Here is a 16,615-nt window from a genome sequence, read left to right as displayed (position 1 = left end):
ATATCATCAACATTGCTTTAGACGCACCGCAGGGATTTCATTCCCCTTTACATCCAGTATAATGACGACACTATGACAAAGAAAAAAGCGTACAAACCCGGTTCCGCCACCATTGCGCAAAATAAGCGCGCTCGCCATGAATACTTCATCGAAGAAGAATTTGAGGCAGGGCTTACGCTGCAAGGTTGGGAAGTAAAATCACTGCGTGCAGGCAAAGCCAATATCAGCGATAGCTATGTCACATTCATGAATGGTGAAGCCTACCTTTTTGGTGCGACGATTACGCCACTCAACGTCGCGTCTTCACATGTTGTTTGTGATCCGACCCGCTCGCGTAAATTATTACTGAACAAACGCGAGTTAGATTCGCTGATAGGACGAGTCAGCCGTGAAGGCTACACCGTTGTTGCGCTGTCGATGTATTGGAAAAATGCCTGGAGCAAAGTCAAAATCGGCGTAGCGAAAGGTAAAAGAGACCACGACAAGCGTGACGATATTAAAGAACGTGAATGGAAATTAGACAAAGCCCGTATCATGAAGAACGCTAACCGCTAATCAGTGGCTTAGTAGCGGTAGATTCTGGTATACTGGCGAAAGTCTCCTGGGGCTGATCCTGGATTCGACGGGATTTGCAAAGCCCAAGGTGCATGCCGAGGGGCGGTTGGCCTCGTAAAAAGCCGCAAAAAAATAGTCGCAAACGACGAAACGTACGCACTAGCAGCTTAATAACCTGCTTAGAGCCCTCTCTCCCTAGCCTCCGCTCTTAGGACGGGGATCAAGAGAGGTCAAACCTAAAAGAGATCGCGTGGATGCCCTGCCTGGGGTTGAAGCGTTAAATACAATCAGGCTAGTTTGTTAGTGGCGTGTCTATCCGCAGCTGGCAGGCGAATGTAAAGATTAGACTAAGCATGTAGTGCCGACGGTAGAGTAATTCCGGACGGGGGTTCGAATCCCCCCAGCTCCACCAATTTAGACATCGGGTATTACCAGATAAGTCCGATGAAGTACGAAAAGCCCGCATGGCACAAGCCCTGCGGGCTTTTTTGTGTCCTCGATTTGTCCTGCGAAGTCCGAAGAGAACTAATTAAATCCGAACCTTTTAGGCACCTCGTAAAGCTTTATTGTTTTTGAGGTGCCTAAAACTATGGAAACCCAGCAATGGCAAGACAAACCAAACCTCTATCCGTTAAAGAAAGCGAATCCACCAAGCCCAAGGAAGGGGACTACGTTCTCTATGATGGTGATGGCCTTGAGCTACTCATCAAATTCAGCGGGAGTAAAATCTGGCAATTTCGCTATATTCGCCCTGTCACCAAGAAGCTCGCGAAGAAGAGCATAGGCCCCTACCCGTCAGTTACCCTTGCCGATGCCAGAAACCACCGTGCAGAGTCCCGCTCTCTCCTGGCAAAACAAATCGATCCACAGGAACATCAGCAAGAACAACTTCGCAGTTCGCTGGAAGCCAAAACCAATATTTTTCAACTCGTGGCTGAACGTTGGTGGAATGTGAAGAAAGCCAGTGTGACAGAGGACGATGCTGAAGATATCTGGCGCTCTCTTGAGAGAGATATCTTTCCTGCGATTGGCGACGTTAGCGTTACAGATATTAAAGCTCATACACTGGTTCAGGCCGTTCAAACTGTTCAGGCCAGAGGCGCGCTGGAAACGGTAAGGCGGTTATGCCAGCGGATCAACGAGGTGATGGTCTATGCCATGAATGTTGGTTTGATCGATGCGGCTCCCAGCGTCAATATCAGCAAGGCATTCGAGAAACCACAGAAAAAACATATGCCCAGCATCCGCCCGGATCAACTGCCGCAACTGATGCAAACGATGCGGCTGGCAAATATTGAGTTACCGACCCGCTGTCTGTTCATGTGGCAGCTTCTCACCCTCACCCGCCCTGCCGAAGCCTCTGATACACGCTGGCAAGAGATCGATCTGGACGCTAAAGAATGGCGCATTCCAGCCGAACGCATGAAAATGAAGCGGGTACATATCGTTCCGCTGTCAGAACAGGCATTAGCTATTCTGGAACTTATGCAGCCTTTAAGCAGCAATCGGGAATATGTGTTCCCCAGCCGCATTAAACCGTTACAGCCAATGAATAGCCAGACGGTCAACGCCGCGCTAAAACGCGCCGGATTGGGCGGCATTCTGGTATCACATGGCATGCGTTCTATTGCCAGCATCGCGCTTAATGAGCAAGGTTTTCCACCGGATGTAATAGAAGCGGCGCTGGCTCACGTGGACAAAAATGAGGTACGTCGCGCCTACAACCGTAGTGATTACCTTGAACAACGGCGGCCGATGATGCAATGGTGGGCTGACTTCGTGAAAGCAGCGGATAAGGCAGTGTGCTGGAAGGCGGAATCCGAGGACTGAAGGCGATGGGGTAATAATATGAAGCCGTGTTTTTTCTCCGATTTCACACCATAAGCAAGTGATTGTGTGAAATCGGAGACGTGCTATTTTTCTTTGCGGCGGGCTCGATCAAGGTACAAATTCAGTACATCTTCCGCAAACTCATCGTCAACAATGTAAAAGTAGCACTCCGGTACATTGAGCACACGGGCAAATTCGCAGACTAGTTCAAACGTGGGTTTATGCGTGCCATTTTCATAATGAGACAGACGCGAATAGGCCGTCGCCTCTTCGATACCAGCCAGTACACCAAGCTTCTCCTGCGTGAGATTCGCTCTTAATCTGGCTGCCTTCAAACGCTTAGGAATCATTCAGTTATTACCAGCAGTTGATGTATTGCGGTAATCTTTAGCATTCCTCAATATGAATTTTCTTTAGAGTTTATAAAGATGGTTGCGAACTTCGTGCCCGTTTGCCCTTTATCTGCCATTTGGTGTGCGTTGCCACTGGACAGTATTACCGGCATACAGCTTCAGAAGCGCCTCGGCAAAGTCATCGTCCACCGTGTAGAAATAGCTCTCCGGCACGTTCAATGCATGCGCAAAAGCACAAACCGTTTTAAACGAGGGCGTATGCGTTCCACTCTCATACTGTGAGAGACGAGAATAGGCCGTCTCTTCGCCAATGCCAGCCAATACGCCAAGCTGCTCTTGCGTCAGATTAGCCCGTAGCCTCGCATTTTTAAGACGTTCAGGGATCATAGGGATCTGCCACTGATGACTAAGTTGACAGCATCTTTAGCATTCATTAAGATTCATTATCTTTAGAGTTCCTAAAGAAGAAGTAAGCACATGTCTGAACCAGAAAAGGATTCTTCTCTGGCTCTATCTATAAGTCATAACTGTGGGTAACTTCCGATGATTAAACAAGACTGGCATCCGGCAGATATCATCGCTGGTTTAAGGAAAAGAGGTACAACAATGGCTGCGGTTTCCAGAGAGGCGGGACTCGCATCGTCCACTCTGGCGAATGCGTTGACGCGACATTGGCCTAAAGGAGAACGTTTAATCGCCGAAGCCTTGCATAAACGCCCCGAAGAGATCTGGCCTTCACGTTATAACAATGGGCAGCACAGGCAATACCGAAATGGAATCTCAGATTAGCGGATAACAATCGAGAATATTACCCTGCCGTTATGTTGCATATAACACTACGGCAGGCTCTTTGTTATATGTAATGAAAGAACTCACCTCATAGTAAATACAATCACCCCTACACAGAAAAAACTACGCAGTATTTGGGCGGGTCCGGCACAGAACGTAACGAATTTAGGCTTTTTAATTCATGCGCCTAGCATGGATTAAAAAGTGGCGTGAGGCGAGTCAATTCAATTTCGCAGAAATTGTTAATTTGCGTCGCCCGAACCCACTGGCGAGCGTTCACCCCAAGTGAACCGAGCAAGCCGGGGGGGGAGCCGCAAAAATTTTGCCGCCCCAGCGAGCAAAAAGGCATTCCCCAGAATGCCGGTTTTTGTGGGGGGGCTTACCCCGCACACCGTCGCCGCTAAGTCTCCGGCCACAAGCCGATCGCGCGTAGCGCGTGACGGTGTGCCGCCGTTGACCCTGGGGGTTTTGGCGTGGCGTCCAGCCGCGACATTACCCCTATGAGCCAGGGAATAAGGGCGTCCAGCCCGCATGAACTGGCGCATGCCGTCCGGGCTGGAAGGTATACCTTCCGGCACATGGTCGTAAAGCAGCCACGCTCTTTCGCCCCATGTTCTCGCCTCATCCATTCACCCCATACCATGAAGCGAGAACATGGGGCGACGTGATGGGGCAAGTAGCAGCCAGATGAGGTAGCGTAATTTTAAGTGATATGGTCACTTCATTGGGGCTTCGATAATTAATGATCTATTGTTTGGATAATTACCGTTGGCGTTGGAAAGTGCAATTCCGGAGAATGGTCTTTACGCTACCTGTAGTTTTTAGATCTTCTTGGCGAATACTCCCGGCGCCCCCTTGTGCCAAAAGAATGCGCCAATTAAATGTGCCGAGAATACCCAACGAAGGTATGATGATTTAAATATCCCGACCTTTCCTCAATACGTTATTGAGATTGCCGGAGTCTGGCGAATTTACCGACATCGCTAAATGAAAATGCAACCGACAGCAACATTTCTCAAGCACGCTTTCTGTAATCTATAGATTCCCATGTTGCCACGACCGTTAAAGCAACGCACAGACCAACCGGTGTGGTCGACCTCCAGCCCATCGTGTTACCTATTCGTGTGTGAGCAACAAGGCGTTAGGTCTGAGTGGTATAATCCATGACGGCACGCGAAAACGATTACTCCGGAGCGCTATTAGGCGGTGCTGGAAATTCTGCAACAGAAAGATACCGAACTGGCATTGATTTGGGGAAAGAGATCAAAAACCCGGAAATATCAAAAAGTGCATGGAACTAAAACGGGTGTTCTTACAGAGGTATTGGCAACGGCGTGGGCTGAGATCGATATTGAGAGCAAGGAATGGCGAAAAGGATGAAAGCAAAGCGAGATCACATCGTTCAATTGTCTATATAGGCGCTAGAGACACTACACAGTCTATAAGTGGTAATCGTGAGCTTGTTTTCCCAAGCCGCAATAATCCGAAGAAACCGATGAGCAGCCAAACGGCTAACACTGCGTTAAAGCCCATCGGTTATGGCGGAAAATTGGTTGCGCATGGCTTGCGATCTATCGCCAGTACTGCTATGAATGAGGTTGAGTTTAATGCGTATGTGATTGCGGTTGTATTAGCACACAGTGGCAAAAATGAAGTTAGAGAAGCTTATAATAGTTCCATATATATCGAACAGAGAAGGATTTTAATGGAATGGTGGGGCGGACGAACAAAAGCATGCCTAATGAAATAATTAGACAATTAGTATATTTTAACGCATGGAGGTACTAAGTGTTTCAAAAATTAAGAATAAGAAACTTCAAAGCATGGAAAGATACAGGTAACATCCGAATGGCCCCGATTACTTTATTTTTTGGTGCTAACAGCTCAGGTAAATCCAGTATTGGCCAATTATTGATGATGTTAAAACAAACGGTTGAATCACCTGACCGCAAAACTGCACTTTATCCTGGCGGAAAATCCACAGCCGTGCAATTAGGCTCATATCATGAAATGGTTTTCCAAAGGGATATAAAAAATTGTATAGATTTCGAATATCAGTGGAATTTAACTGATATATTAAAAACAAAAGACCCCATCAGCGGAAGTATATTTAACGGAGATAATATTTGTTTTAAATCAAATATTATCTTTAATGAAGCCTCAAATACGTTAAATTTAAATAGTTTTGAATATAAAGTATATAATAAAGCTGACTTATCTTTTTCAATTGGTTTGAAAGTTAACGAAAATGGGAAAGGTGATTTTAAGGTTGAGACAGAAAATTATAACTTAGTAAGACAGAAGGGCCGAGTTTGGTCTATAAAAGCAGCAGTGCGCTTTTACGGATTTCCAGAAGAAGTTGTAGCTTATTATCAAAATGCAGATTTTGTACAAGAGTTAAATCTAAGACACGAAAAATTATTCCGCTCTCTTTGTTATTTAGGCCCTCTCCGTATAAAGCCTGAAAGGTTGTATTCTTGGGCAGGAATTGAGCCTGAAAGTGTTGGATATCAAGGCGAAAGTACAATAGCAGCTATTCTGGCTGCAAGAAAAAGAAAAATAAGTCTTGGCTATAAAAAAACGACAAAACCATTTGAGGAAATTATCGCATCAAAGCTTAAGCAAATGGGACTTATTGACGCATTCCGTGTAGAGCCCATATCTGAACACCGTCAAGAATATGAAGTAAAAGTTCGTACTCGGGGATCACAGTATTGGGTCGATCTACCTGACGTTGGATTCGGTATTTCACAAGTCTTACCTGTTTTAGTACAATGTTTTTATGCGCCTAAAGGTTCAATAATTTTAATGGAACAGCCTGAAATACATCTTCACCCTCTAGCACAATCAACTTTAGCAGATGTGATGATTGATGTTATAAAATCACGTGAAAATGGAGAAGATAGAGAAATACAAGTTATTATTGAAACACACTCTGAGCATTTTTTAAGAAGGTTACAACGAAGAATCGCTGAAGATGTTATTGATAGCCAGATGGTTTCAGCATATTTTGCCAATGTCTCCGTCACTCCTTCAAAATTAGAACCGCTACAAATAGATGTTTTTGGAAATATTAGTAATTGGCCTAATGATTTTTTTGGTGATGAAATGAGCGATATTACGGCTCAATCAAAGGCTGCGATAAAAAAACGTATTTCACAGGTTAAAAATAAATGAAAAAGCAATTACCAAAAAAATTCTTAGTTGATACGAACGTACCTAAAACTGCAAATCTTGCATCGTCACTTAGCACCACTCCAGAAGACTTACTTCAATGTGCCCTTAATTGCGTAGAATTAATAGAATCAATAGTTAAAGAGAAAAATGGATTAGTTCTTGATTATGCTGGCGAAATATTCAATGAATATCGAGGACAACTCAAAATGAAGGGGCAACCGGGTGTTGGCGATAAATTTATGAAATGGGTGCATGATAATCAATGGTCTTTCCCAAAAAAAGATCTGGTTACTATCACCAAGAATGGGGATTCATATACGGAATTTCCTGAGCATAAAGGCCTAAAAGACTTTGATATTTCTGACCGTAAGTTTATTGCTGTTTCAGTTACTCATGACGACACTCCCCCAATATATGAAGCAACTGATTGTAAATGGTGGGGGTGGAAAGAAGCATTAAATGAAGTTAGGGTAAGAGTAATATTCTTAGATGAAAAATACATACAAGAAACTTACGATAGAAAATTTGGTAATGAGTGATAATTTTATTAAATTCCCGCAAACCCTTCATTTAATTGCGGGGCATAATTTCAATTTCCGAAAAGATAAAGCATTTTCAAGCTTCGAGGTAAAAGAATTTTTGCAAAATGAAGTAGTACTCGAAGAAAAAATTGATGGTGCTAACCTTGGTATTTCTTTTGATAAGGATGGCAAATTGCTGCTACAAAATCGAGGAAATTATCTCAACAAGCCATTTTCAGGACAATGGATAGAATTAAACAATTGGCTTGACAAAAAACTTGATAGCATTTTTGATGTAATTGAAGACAAATATATTTTATTTGGCGAATGGTGTTATGCAAAACATTCCATCTTTTATACAAAGCTACCAGATTTTTATATCGCCTTTGATATTTATGATAAAATAAATAATGAATTCCTTTCAACAAAAAGAAGAAACACCTTATTAATATCAATGGGTATTTCCAGCGCACCATTTATTGATAAAGGTGTTTTCACAATAAATGAAATAATCAATAAGATACAAAAATCCAATTATTCGAGCAACACTTCAGAAGGTATATATATAAGATTAGAAAATGAAGACACTTTAATTCGTCGAGCTAAGCTTGTAAGACCTGACTTTACTCAAAATATTGAAGAGCATTGGGCATCAAAAAAAATAATTAAAAATATTATAGAAAATAATTAACGATTTAAAATTCATTCTGACTTTATAAAAATTAATCACCAAAATCATCATAGTTATGATTAATAACTTTCTGATCAACGAAAAATAAAAAACACGTCCCTCTTAGTAAATTTTATCATACCTAAACCCCGACTCACGCAGTGTCCCCTGACTGCCCACTGTGACTACGTAAACGCCGTTAAATCGTAAGCGTCCGGCGAACTCGTATTGTTAACAAAACTCTGCTGCCACATGCTTCCCTCATTCAATACAACGAATCGGAGGTGAAATATGGCAAAACGGTATTCTCACAGTGAGCGGCAACAGCATCTCGATGCCTGGCAACAGAGTGGATTAACCAAACAGCACTATTGTCAACAACACGATTTGAACCCCGCCACCTTTTATTATTGGCTCAAACATCATCTCAATGACGCTACCGTGACCGTTCCCGCCGCCTTCATTCCAGCTCGCCGGGTTCTGCCTGAGAATAATGACGCCGACACCGTGACGCTCAACCTCCCCAACGGCTGTTCGGTCAGGTGCCTTCCCGCTCAGTTGCGGGCCGTGATGCAGGCCTTGCCCCTATGCTAACGCCGCAGCATATCTGGCTGGCGCGCGAGCCCGTCGATATGCGTCAGGGGATTGATACCCTGACACAATATATTACCGACCACCTGCACTAACCCTGCCAGAGGGGCAGTTAGAAAACTCTAATCAGGAGTGCCTCAGATAACGGGGAATGGACAGTACCCAGCCGCTAGGTACCTAACTATCGGGTACCTAAATCATAGAGGCACCTATGGCTCGTCTGACAAAACCGCTCACCGATACAGAGATAAAAACCGCCAAGCCTAAAGAAGTAATTACACGCTACATAATGGTGATGGCCTGCAACTGCTGATCCAAACCAACGGTAAGAAAGTCTGGCAATACCGCTATTTTCGCCCTTTCATCCAAAAACGCGCAAAACTTACTTTTGGCCCTTATCCCGAAATCACTCTGGCCGATGCCCAGCGCAATTATTTGGCACCAAAACAGGCATTAAGCCCAGCCTGGGTATCTTTGCTTGGCAGACCAGGCATCGGTTTGTCAGCAATAAGCGTTACGCCGGTGTCAACATATCCAGAAGCTTTCTTGCCGTGTTTGGCATAAGCAACGGCTGCATCAACCCCCATCGCGGCCATAGTTAAGGGATATTGCTGCGCCGTGGCGGCAATCTTTCCTTCACGTACGTTATTTACGCCAGCACATCCGCCATCAACAGATAAAATCATGGCACTTTTTTCTTTACCAGCCTCCTGTAGTGCTTGATAAGCACCGGCTGCGGCCGGTTCATTAACAGTATAGACAAGATTAATATCAGGATGCGCTTTCAGACAGTCAGCCATGACATCATGTCCTTGTTTTTCCGCCCCCTGTGTATAACCTGAGCACAAGATCTCAGGTGCGCCAGACAATTCACTGGAGTCGGCTCCCGCTGCTTGTAATCCTAAACCCTTCATAAAGCCGTTGTGTCGCCTTGCCCCCACTAAATGCCCAGCCGATAAATCCAGCATGGCTATCTTTAATGGTTGACCAGGAAAGGTTAAGGGCATGGCCGCCTGAGCATATTGGCCAATCAATTCGCCAGCTTTATAGTTGTCTGTGGCAAATAGTGCATCAACAGCACTGGTGGGATCCGTCGGTGAATCGAGCGCAATGATCTGTACACCTTGTGCTCGCGCCTGCTCAAGGGCTGGCACAACAGCTTTAGCATCACTTGGGGTGATAAGCAGGGTGGTGGCCCCAGCAGCCACCATGGATTGAATCGCAATGATCTGCGAAGCGTAATCTTGATCTTCTTTACCCGCAGCGGTTAGCAGTTTCACACCGTGAACTGTCGCGCCAAGCATGGCTCCTTCTTTCATTTTCAAAAAGAATGGGTTGGTATCTGTTTTAGTAATTAAACCGATGGTGATATTAGCATTGCTGCTGGCAAATACTGATGGACTCAACATTGCCGCCGCCACGGCAAAAGCGCAGAAAATTTTCATTAAAATACCTTAGCGAATCGCAATTGTCGTGCCGTTGAGATTTCCTGCACGGGAGATATCAAACTCAGAAATCCCCTGCAATAATATATGCGCCTGCTGCTTTAAGCTTTCGGCGGCGGCGGCACTCTGTTCAACCAGAGCGGCATTTTGCTGCGTGGCCTCGTCCATCTGCACTACCGCTTTGTTAACTTGATCAATTCCGGTGTGCTGTTCGCTCGAAGCCAGGGTAATTTCAGCCATCAGGCTATTGACACCTTTAACCGCGTTAACCACTTCTTGCATGGTACTGCCAGCCTCATCAACCAGCTTGGAACCGATATTAACCCGGTCGACAGACTCGCCGATCAGATCTTTAATTTCTTTCGCGGCAGTAGCACTGCGTTGTGCCAGGGTACGCACTTCGCCAGCGACCACGGCAAAACCACGGCCTTGCTCACCGGCACGCGCTGCTTCAACGGCAGCGTTAAGCGCCAAAATGTTAGTTTGGAAGGCGATGCTTTCAATCACATTAATGATTTGAGTGACTTTGCCTGAACTGCTGGCAATCTCATGCATAGTGCTAACGACGCGCTCAACAACGTTGCCACCACGTTGCGCCACTTGTGAAGCGTCATTTGCCATTAGATTACCCTGGTGTGCATTGTCAGCATTGTGTTTAACGGTGGCAGTCAGTTGCTCCATGCTGGCAGAGGTCTGTTCTAGTGAGGAGGCCTGTGCTTCAGTACGACGGCTCAGATCCTCATTACCCATGGTAATTTCGGTTGAAGCGGTGACGATACTTTCCGCAGAAACAGCGACCTGGCTGACTAACTGATACAGTTTCTCCTGCATCTCTCCAATCGCTGCCAGCACGCTTCCCTGTGGCGCGGTTTTTGCCCCTTTAACCTGACTGAGATCGCCACTGGCAATACGCTGTACCACTTGACCTAAAACTGCCGGCTCTTCTCCCAGAGCGCGAACCAGAGCACGGATAATAATCCACCCTAAAATAACCGCCAGACTCAAAGCAACCAGGCTGATAATAATAAAAATCAAGCGGGTTTGCTGATAAGCACGTTGAGCGGTATCCAGGCTCTCTTTGGCTTGTTGTTTACTGTACTTCAGATATTGATCGGCAATATTCAGTAAGGTAATTAATTGAGGCCGTAGTTCACGGTTCATACGGTCAATCGCTTCGGCCTTTTTCTCATCAAGCGCCAGTTCTACAATGTGTTGAGCAATGGGCTGATAAGCCTCTTCAGCTTTGAATATCGCCGCCACAAAATTGCGATCTTTGTCTGTTACATCAGAGTGTTGTGCAATTGCTGCTTGTAGCTGGGCTATCGCTGCGGCTGTTCTCTCTTCAGCGGCTGTAACCTGTTTTTTACCCGCTTCGATATCAGCGGCCTCACTGACCAGCACCAGCCCATAAATATTCAGTGAACTGTCTTTGACGCCGCTAAGGATCAAATTGACCAAAGACTCACGCGCAGAGACTTGCTGGACATGGGTCTTGAATCTGTCGTTAGCTTTGCTCAGGGAATCCACCGAAAGGATGGCGACAACCAGGACAATGGCAACTAAAATCCCAAACCCCAGAGTAAGCTGGGTACGTACTGTTGCATTTTTAAATTGCATGAATTTCACTCCCAAGTATTGCGGTTTAAAAAGGTAAATCAATTACCGTAAAATGATTGTAATAAATCTTAAAAAATCAAATACTTGGTTTTATTTTGGCTAAAGTTCCCTGATTGAATAATCGGGGATGAAAATCGCTTAAAGGATAGCCAGGCTGACCGTCTCGGACGATGAAAGCTCTATAAGTGAATTAACGGCGCGCAGGAGAAAAACTTGATGGCTATAACCACAATGTATGGATAGCGAGTTAAACAATGTGATGAGGTCGAACTATTTGTAGTAATGCTGGGCGGAGGAACGTTTTTTAACTGTCTGTATCGACTGGACCACCGGCAAGACAGATAACATCAACACTTGCCATCAGAACCGATGCAAAAAAGTATTACTATCATCAATCAATAAGTTGGGAATCATTACCATACATGACGATGGGCAGTAACAAGTTCTGTTGGTAATATGCTTAATTCAGTGGATTTAATCCCGGTATCAGCAGGAAAGCGCTCAAACAGATGGGAGAAACATTACGTAGTATGAATATCACCCAGGCAATGGGTGATGGGTAATGTACTACGGAAAGTTTTATCCCGAGTCCGCACGAGCGTTGATCAGACGAGAGTTTCGTCTGGCAATGAGCCCGTAACAAATACAGTGAATATCACCTCAGTATTAGTGACACGCCTCATCTTCTAGTTAACCCCGATAGTTAAGCATGCAACGATAAACCCAGGCGGGAGGTATATTTTTTAAAACACGCGTGCGCTCCCAGATAAAGTAACGGGATAGGTCCTGCTGGGTCAGCGACGTGTATTGAAACTGAATAAAAACGCCATCAGGAGCAAGTGACTCCCGAACGGCGGTGAGAACAGCATCACGGACGCTCACCGGGAGCGACAGCAATGGCAGGCCGGAAAAAATCACGTCATATTTCCCAGCAAGATACTCAGCGGAACAAGGACGGACTTTCAAACGGGGATCATCAATCGTTCGCAACTTTACCAACAGAGAGGGACTGATTTCAAACGCATCCAGTCTGGCCTGTGGCTGCATACGAGACAGCAAAATGCGAGTCAAGACGCCATCTCCAGCACCTAATTCAGCGATAGCCATAGCAGAAGACCAGTTGGCGCCCTCAGCCATGGTATTACACAGAGTGACAGAAGATGGGGTCAAACTGCCCACGCTGCGAGGATGTTTAATGAACTGGTGAACAAAGTGTGCTTTAGAACGCATCAGGTTAAAAGTAGTCGCCAACATACATTTTCCTTTCCACGGTTTTTTGTCATACACCAAGCCTACTGCCAATTTCTTAACGTTTCCTTAAAGCTATATTTGATTTATATCCTGGTCAGGTAAAGAGCCAGTCACTGAAAGGGGAAACGTATTTGCACACAGAGTCCCTGACCTCCCACTCCTGAGCCGAGTAATACGCTTGCACGGTGACATTCAGCAATGCGCTTTACTATGGATAATCCCAGCCCACTTCCTGCGATGTCCTGATTATGAGCACGATAAAATCGCTCAAGCACTAGTGCTCGCTCATTTTTCGGAATACCCGGACCAGTATCGCAGACGGACAGCACAACCGCCCCCGCATCCCGATAAACAGCAAAGTCGACTTGACCATGCTGAGGCGTGTAACGGAGCGCATTGCTGACCAGATTACTGAGCAAAATATGCAAAGCCTCAGGATCCCCCGTTACGGTAATTTTCTCATCGGTAATTAGCCCAAGATCTATTGCCTTGGTTTCGGAACTCAGTAAGTTTTCAATAATTACAGTCCGGCACAGTGATAGCAAATCAACGGAACACTGCGATGCCAGAGCATCGGGTTCAAGCCTTGCCAGGGCCAATAACTGTTGTACAAGGTGAGAAAATCGCTCAACGCCATTCTGAAGTTCAGCCAAAGCCAGCTGGCGTTCCTGTTCGTTACCAGCTTGCTGCGCCAGTTGATTCTGAATACCTATTGCCATTGCCGGTGTCCGCAATTCATGAGCAGCATCGGCGATAAAATTTTTCTGCATAGTAAAGGCCTGGTCCAGCCGTTGTAACAGGTCATTAATCCTGTATACCAGTGGCTCAACCTCTTCCGGCAATGACTCGGGAACAATCGGTGTCAGGCTGTTGACATCGCGTCTACCCAGTTCCTCTCCGATTTTCCCCAAGGGTTTTAACCCATAGCTAATACCAAACCACAAAAACAGTGCTAATAATGGAAGCAATGAGAGAACCGGCCAGAACAGGTGAATCGACAAACCCGCCAAGGCTTCCCATCGTGCGTTCTGTGCCTGGGCTACGCGAATGACCTGGTTGCCTCGACGCTCAACAAAGGTATGCCATGTTTGTCCCAGAAAAACGATATTCTGCAACCCTTCACCCTTTGGGGCAGGAGGTGTCAATGAAGGGGCCGTTGAAAACACCATTTTGCCCTGGCTCCATACCTGTAGCAGGACTTTGTCTTCATCAACTTTTTTCTTATGTTTTACTTTGCTAAGGAAAGCAACTTGCGCATCTCCGGAGATGCTGGTGTGTTCTGCAATGTAGCGCATTTGATCATTCAGCAGATCATTTAGCTCGCTGGAAGCGCCCCAGTACGTACCAATACTAGCCAACACACCGGCAAAAAATGTTGCCGGGAGTAACCATAACAGCAACCGACGGCGAAGGGATTTCATGAACCACAGATGGAGCCGACGAATCCAGACTTTCATTTTCCTTCACCAATGCGATAACCCACTCCACGTATGGTGCGGATCACCTCAGGGCTGAGCCTTTTACGCAGATTGGAAATATGCACTTCGATCACATTGCTGCTTAACTCCTCCCCCCACCCATACAGGCGATCTTCCAACTGCTCGCGAGACAAGACCGCATAAGGTTCACGCATCAGTTCATGTAAGATCGCAAATTCTCTGACGGATAAACTGACTTGCTGATCATGAAACCATATCAGATGACGCACGGGATCAAGTCTTATCGCGCCTACAACCAGTTCGGTCTTTGCCCTGCCTGACTGGCGACGACATACCGCATTAATACGTGCTAGCAGCTCCTCCAGAGCGAACGGCTTCACAATGTAATCGTCAGCGCCGTTATTGAGCCCATTGACCCTGTCACTCAACGCATCTCGGGCGGTAATGATGATCGCAGGGAGCACTTCGTTATGAAGCCGTAGCGTTTTGAGCACTGACATTCCATCCTGCTTTGGCAGTCCAAGGTCAAGCAGCAAGAGTGCATAAGGGGTTGTTTCCAATGCCAGGACGGCTGCTCTGCCGTCTTGAACCCAGTCTACTGTGTAGCCACTCTTTTTCAGACCCTGTTGTAACCCTTTACCCACCATAGGATCATCTTCTACCAGAAGTAATCGCATACGTTGTCTATCCTTCTTTATTGAGCGAAACCGCTAATGCTCAACCAGATGCTCATCGCGAAAAGGGTCTGCTGCTATTGGTTCTCTCCTGACTATTTATTGATCTGCCTCCGTTTGCGCCAGACCAGAAGAGCAGCGGTAGCCACGCCGGCAACCAGAAAAACACCCGGTAAGATGATGAGTATTTCCATAATCAAATTACTGTGATGGGGTAGTTTCGGGATAGCGGTAATCATGCCCCCAAGTTTGGTCATGATATAAACCCATACCAGTGCACCTAGCCAATTATATAGCTGGAAACGAGAATGGCTTAATGTGGACATTCCGGCGAGTAGAGGGAGCAGCGTTCTGACAAATCCCAGAAATCGACCAAACAGCAATGCAGGTAATCCATATCGGCTGAACAAGGTATGTGCCCGCTGATGATATCGGGATGGACTATATGCTAACCACCCCTGTACCCGCGGCATACTGTGCAACCATTTTCCTTGCAGATAACTCAGCCAGTAACCCATTGCCGAGGCGATAACAAGTAACGGGAATGTCGGAAAGAAAGGAAGTACACCTCTGGATATCAGTGCACCAGAGAGTATTAAAAGAGTATCGCCGGGTAAAAATGACAATGGTAAAAAACCATTTTCCAGAAGTATGGCAATAAACAGTATGATACTGATACCCCACATCATCCCTGGATGGCTTAATGCTGTAACATCATTAGCCAGCAGGGCATGCAGAATATGATTCAGTGTCTCACTCATAAGATTCTCCCCGCGAGAAAAGTATCATTGCGGTGTAAATCTTTTTGGGAGCCAAAAGAAAAGTTTTGCGCTGATGGCCTCGCATAATGTTGTCAACACGTCTCCCCACCATTTCCACAATGTAAATGCAATCCCATACGCCAGTACCGAAACAACGGCAGCGCCGACCATATCCAGTGGGAAATGTACACCTAGAAATACCCGAGCCCAGGCAGCAAACAGCGCCAGAGTCATAACAATACTGCCGGTCATCCTTGCGCGAGACATGAATAATGATAAACCTGCACTGATAAGCAAGGTTGCATGATCACTGGGGAAGGAATTATCTGGTGTATGGTGAATCCAGGTATAGCCGAGTGAGATCATAAAAGGGCGAGGATGGAAATAAAATAATCCACTCAGGGCACCAAGACCTAAAGCAATCTCAATAGTCAATGCACAAAACAAAGCCTGCCGACGCCCTGTTTCCCCAGTAAAGAACCATAGCCAAAGTAGTAGCACTGGAATAAAAAAAATCGTACCGTTGGCGCAAAATCGTGCAAAGGTGATGATCCCTTCAGGGGTACCGGGTTGAGCATTAATAGACAAAAACCAGGTACGATTTAGTGTTTCAAGCATAGTGCAGTGCATATCCGTTCAGTTTACGTTGAACCGATTATCGCGACATTACCTTAAGATATGCTTAAACGAGATAAACCAATTGAACCCACAGTGTTACCCGTTCGCACTCGATGAAATTGCGTAGCGGGCCGGAAACCACCGGGAAGTGATCCTTATAGGCACAGACACTCGCCGCCAGATACACATGCAGGCTCATCAGGCCTCGCCGGATCAATTCCGATAGAAACGTGGACATCCTGTCAAAGTCGTCTCACTGCCCCACGTTGGGTAAGTCGCATCCGCAAAGAAACAGCAAACAGAGTGAGTAGATGTCTGCCGGAC

General features: G+C 45.9%; 17 protein-coding genes, 1 other RNA gene and 3 pseudogenes. 11 read left to right on the top strand and 10 right to left on the bottom strand.

What is annotated here, in order from left to right; translation table 11 throughout:
- The first annotated feature begins 72 nt into the window (after nucleotides 1-72).
- The 3 genes and pseudogenes from smpB to PCO85_04335 all read left to right on the top strand — a co-directional run bounded on the left by smpB (nucleotide 73) and on the right by PCO85_04335 (nucleotide 2,399).
- Nucleotides 73-555: an SsrA-binding protein SmpB gene (smpB, locus tag PCO85_04345; protein ID WJV54680.1), complete on the top strand. Its 483-nt coding sequence runs from the start codon at nucleotides 73-75 to the stop codon at nucleotides 553-555.
- Nucleotides 556-603: 48 nt separating this feature from the next.
- Nucleotides 604-967: a transfer-messenger RNA gene (gene ssrA, locus PCO85_04340) on the top strand.
- A 191-nt stretch (nucleotides 968-1,158) separates the two neighbouring features.
- Nucleotides 1,159-2,399, top strand: a pseudogene (locus PCO85_04335) (integrase domain-containing protein).
- Nucleotides 2,400-2,468: 69 nt separating this feature from the next.
- Here the strand turns inward: PCO85_04335 and PCO85_04330 are convergent.
- Nucleotides 2,469-2,735, bottom strand: coding sequence for a helix-turn-helix transcriptional regulator (locus PCO85_04330; GenBank protein ID WJV54679.1), 267 nt, complete (start codon nucleotides 2,733-2,735; stop codon nucleotides 2,469-2,471).
- Between the two features lie 108 nt (nucleotides 2,736-2,843).
- Nucleotides 2,844-3,125, bottom strand: coding sequence for a helix-turn-helix transcriptional regulator (locus tag PCO85_04325; GenBank protein ID WJV54678.1), 282 nt, complete (start codon nucleotides 3,123-3,125; stop codon nucleotides 2,844-2,846).
- Nucleotides 3,126-3,281: 156 nt separating this feature from the next.
- Here PCO85_04325 and PCO85_04320 point away from each other — a divergent pair, with 156 nt between their 5' ends.
- The 8 genes and pseudogenes from PCO85_04320 to PCO85_04285 all read left to right on the top strand — a co-directional run bounded on the left by PCO85_04320 (nucleotide 3,282) and on the right by PCO85_04285 (nucleotide 8,864).
- Complete coding sequence (locus PCO85_04320; protein WJV54677.1) at nucleotides 3,282-3,527, top strand: helix-turn-helix transcriptional regulator; 246 nt, start codon at nucleotides 3,282-3,284, stop codon at nucleotides 3,525-3,527.
- Nucleotides 3,528-4,853: 1,326 nt separating this feature from the next.
- A pseudogene (locus tag PCO85_04315) lies at nucleotides 4,854-5,277 on the top strand (tyrosine-type recombinase/integrase).
- A 38-nt stretch (nucleotides 5,278-5,315) separates the two neighbouring features.
- Nucleotides 5,316-6,704 carry a DUF3696 domain-containing protein gene (locus PCO85_04310; GenBank protein WJV54676.1) on the top strand — a complete coding sequence of 463 codons (1,389 nt, stop codon included), beginning with the start codon at nucleotides 5,316-5,318 and terminating at the stop codon, nucleotides 6,702-6,704.
- Nucleotides 6,701-7,243 carry a hypothetical protein gene (locus PCO85_04305; GenBank protein WJV54675.1) on the top strand — a complete coding sequence of 181 codons (543 nt, stop codon included), beginning with the start codon at nucleotides 6,701-6,703 and terminating at the stop codon, nucleotides 7,241-7,243. The genes PCO85_04310 and PCO85_04305 overlap by 4 nt, the downstream gene beginning before the upstream one ends.
- Nucleotides 7,236-7,916 (top strand): RNA ligase family protein, encoded by a 681-nt coding sequence (locus tag PCO85_04300; protein WJV54674.1) that lies wholly within the window; start codon nucleotides 7,236-7,238, stop codon nucleotides 7,914-7,916. Before PCO85_04305 ends, PCO85_04300 begins: the two co-directional genes overlap by 8 nt.
- A gap of 270 nt (nucleotides 7,917-8,186) precedes the next feature.
- On the top strand, nucleotides 8,187-8,489 hold the full coding sequence (locus tag PCO85_04295; protein ID WJV54673.1) for a hypothetical protein: 303 nt from the start codon (nucleotides 8,187-8,189) through the stop codon (nucleotides 8,487-8,489).
- Nucleotides 8,483-8,581 (top strand): IS66 family insertion sequence element accessory protein TnpB, encoded by a 99-nt coding sequence (tnpB, locus tag PCO85_04290; protein WJV54672.1) that lies wholly within the window; start codon nucleotides 8,483-8,485, stop codon nucleotides 8,579-8,581. The genes PCO85_04295 and tnpB overlap by 7 nt, the downstream gene beginning before the upstream one ends.
- Before the next feature lie 217 nt (nucleotides 8,582-8,798).
- Nucleotides 8,799-8,864: pseudogene (locus PCO85_04285) on the top strand (hypothetical protein).
- 53 nt (nucleotides 8,865-8,917) lie between these two features.
- On the opposite strand, the gene PCO85_04280 reads toward PCO85_04285, so the two are convergent.
- The 8 genes from PCO85_04280 to PCO85_04245 all read right to left on the bottom strand — a co-directional run bounded on the left by PCO85_04280 (nucleotide 8,918) and on the right by PCO85_04245 (nucleotide 16,490).
- A complete protein-coding gene (locus PCO85_04280; protein WJV54671.1) occupies nucleotides 8,918-9,931 on the bottom strand; it encodes a substrate-binding domain-containing protein in 1,014 nt (337 codons plus the stop codon).
- A gap of 9 nt (nucleotides 9,932-9,940) precedes the next feature.
- On the bottom strand, nucleotides 9,941-11,548 hold the full coding sequence (locus tag PCO85_04275; GenBank protein WJV54670.1) for a methyl-accepting chemotaxis protein: 1,608 nt from the start codon (nucleotides 11,546-11,548) through the stop codon (nucleotides 9,941-9,943).
- Nucleotides 11,549-12,238: 690 nt separating this feature from the next.
- Entirely contained in the window at nucleotides 12,239-12,802 is a 564-nt protein-coding gene (locus PCO85_04270) for a methyltransferase domain-containing protein (GenBank protein WJV54669.1), read from the bottom strand.
- Between the two features lie 107 nt (nucleotides 12,803-12,909).
- Nucleotides 12,910-14,256 carry an ATP-binding protein gene (locus PCO85_04265; GenBank protein WJV54668.1) on the bottom strand — a complete coding sequence of 449 codons (1,347 nt, stop codon included), beginning with the start codon at nucleotides 14,254-14,256 and terminating at the stop codon, nucleotides 12,910-12,912.
- Nucleotides 14,253-14,915 (bottom strand): response regulator, encoded by a 663-nt coding sequence (locus PCO85_04260; protein WJV54667.1) that lies wholly within the window; start codon nucleotides 14,913-14,915, stop codon nucleotides 14,253-14,255. The genes PCO85_04265 and PCO85_04260 overlap by 4 nt, the downstream gene beginning before the upstream one ends.
- 92 nt (nucleotides 14,916-15,007) lie before the next feature.
- Entirely contained in the window at nucleotides 15,008-15,673 is a 666-nt protein-coding gene (locus PCO85_04255; protein WJV54666.1) for a DedA family protein, read from the bottom strand.
- 24 nt (nucleotides 15,674-15,697) lie between these two features.
- Nucleotides 15,698-16,291, bottom strand: coding sequence for an undecaprenyl-diphosphatase (locus PCO85_04250; protein WJV54665.1), 594 nt, complete (start codon nucleotides 16,289-16,291; stop codon nucleotides 15,698-15,700).
- A 64-nt stretch (nucleotides 16,292-16,355) separates the two neighbouring features.
- On the bottom strand, nucleotides 16,356-16,490 hold the full coding sequence (locus PCO85_04245) for a hypothetical protein (GenBank protein WJV54664.1): 135 nt from the start codon (nucleotides 16,488-16,490) through the stop codon (nucleotides 16,356-16,358).
- Nucleotides 16,491-16,615: the final 125 nt, after the last annotated feature.

It is taken from the genome of Prodigiosinella aquatilis, from assembly GCA_030388725.1.
Taxonomy (GTDB): domain Bacteria; phylum Pseudomonadota; class Gammaproteobacteria; order Enterobacterales; family Enterobacteriaceae; genus Prodigiosinella; species Prodigiosinella aquatilis.
This window is presented reverse-complemented; position numbering and strand designations above follow the sequence as displayed.

Bases quoted from the DNA above. Each gene is read 5' to 3' on its own strand.
- smpB (WJV54680.1), top strand. From the start codon at position 73: ATGACAAAGAAAAAAGCGTACAAACCCGGTTCCGCCACCATTGCGCAA.
- PCO85_04330 (WJV54679.1), bottom strand. From the start codon at position 2,735: ATGATTCCTAAGCGTTTGAAGGCAGCCAGATTAAGAGCGAATCTCACG.
- PCO85_04325 (WJV54678.1), bottom strand. From the start codon at position 3,125: ATGATCCCTGAACGTCTTAAAAATGCGAGGCTACGGGCTAATCTGACG.
- PCO85_04320 (WJV54677.1), top strand. From the start codon at position 3,282: ATGATTAAACAAGACTGGCATCCGGCAGATATCATCGCTGGTTTAAGG.
- PCO85_04305 (WJV54675.1), top strand. From the start codon at position 6,701: ATGAAAAAGCAATTACCAAAAAAATTCTTAGTTGATACGAACGTACCT.
- PCO85_04300 (WJV54674.1), top strand. From the start codon at position 7,236: ATGAGTGATAATTTTATTAAATTCCCGCAAACCCTTCATTTAATTGCG.
- PCO85_04295 (WJV54673.1), top strand. From the start codon at position 8,187: ATGGCAAAACGGTATTCTCACAGTGAGCGGCAACAGCATCTCGATGCC.
- tnpB (WJV54672.1), top strand. From the start codon at position 8,483: ATGCTAACGCCGCAGCATATCTGGCTGGCGCGCGAGCCCGTCGATATG.
- PCO85_04280 (WJV54671.1), bottom strand. From the start codon at position 9,931: ATGAAAATTTTCTGCGCTTTTGCCGTGGCGGCGGCAATGTTGAGTCCA.
- PCO85_04275 (WJV54670.1), bottom strand. From the start codon at position 11,548: ATGCAATTTAAAAATGCAACAGTACGTACCCAGCTTACTCTGGGGTTT.
- PCO85_04270 (WJV54669.1), bottom strand. From the start codon at position 12,802: ATGTTGGCGACTACTTTTAACCTGATGCGTTCTAAAGCACACTTTGTT.
- PCO85_04265 (WJV54668.1), bottom strand. From the start codon at position 14,256: ATGAAAGTCTGGATTCGTCGGCTCCATCTGTGGTTCATGAAATCCCTT.
- PCO85_04260 (WJV54667.1), bottom strand. From the start codon at position 14,915: ATGCGATTACTTCTGGTAGAAGATGATCCTATGGTGGGTAAAGGGTTA.
- PCO85_04255 (WJV54666.1), bottom strand. From the start codon at position 15,673: ATGAGTGAGACACTGAATCATATTCTGCATGCCCTGCTGGCTAATGAT.
- PCO85_04250 (WJV54665.1), bottom strand. From the start codon at position 16,291: ATGCTTGAAACACTAAATCGTACCTGGTTTTTGTCTATTAATGCTCAA.
- PCO85_04245 (WJV54664.1), bottom strand. From the start codon at position 16,490: ATGAGCCTGCATGTGTATCTGGCGGCGAGTGTCTGTGCCTATAAGGAT.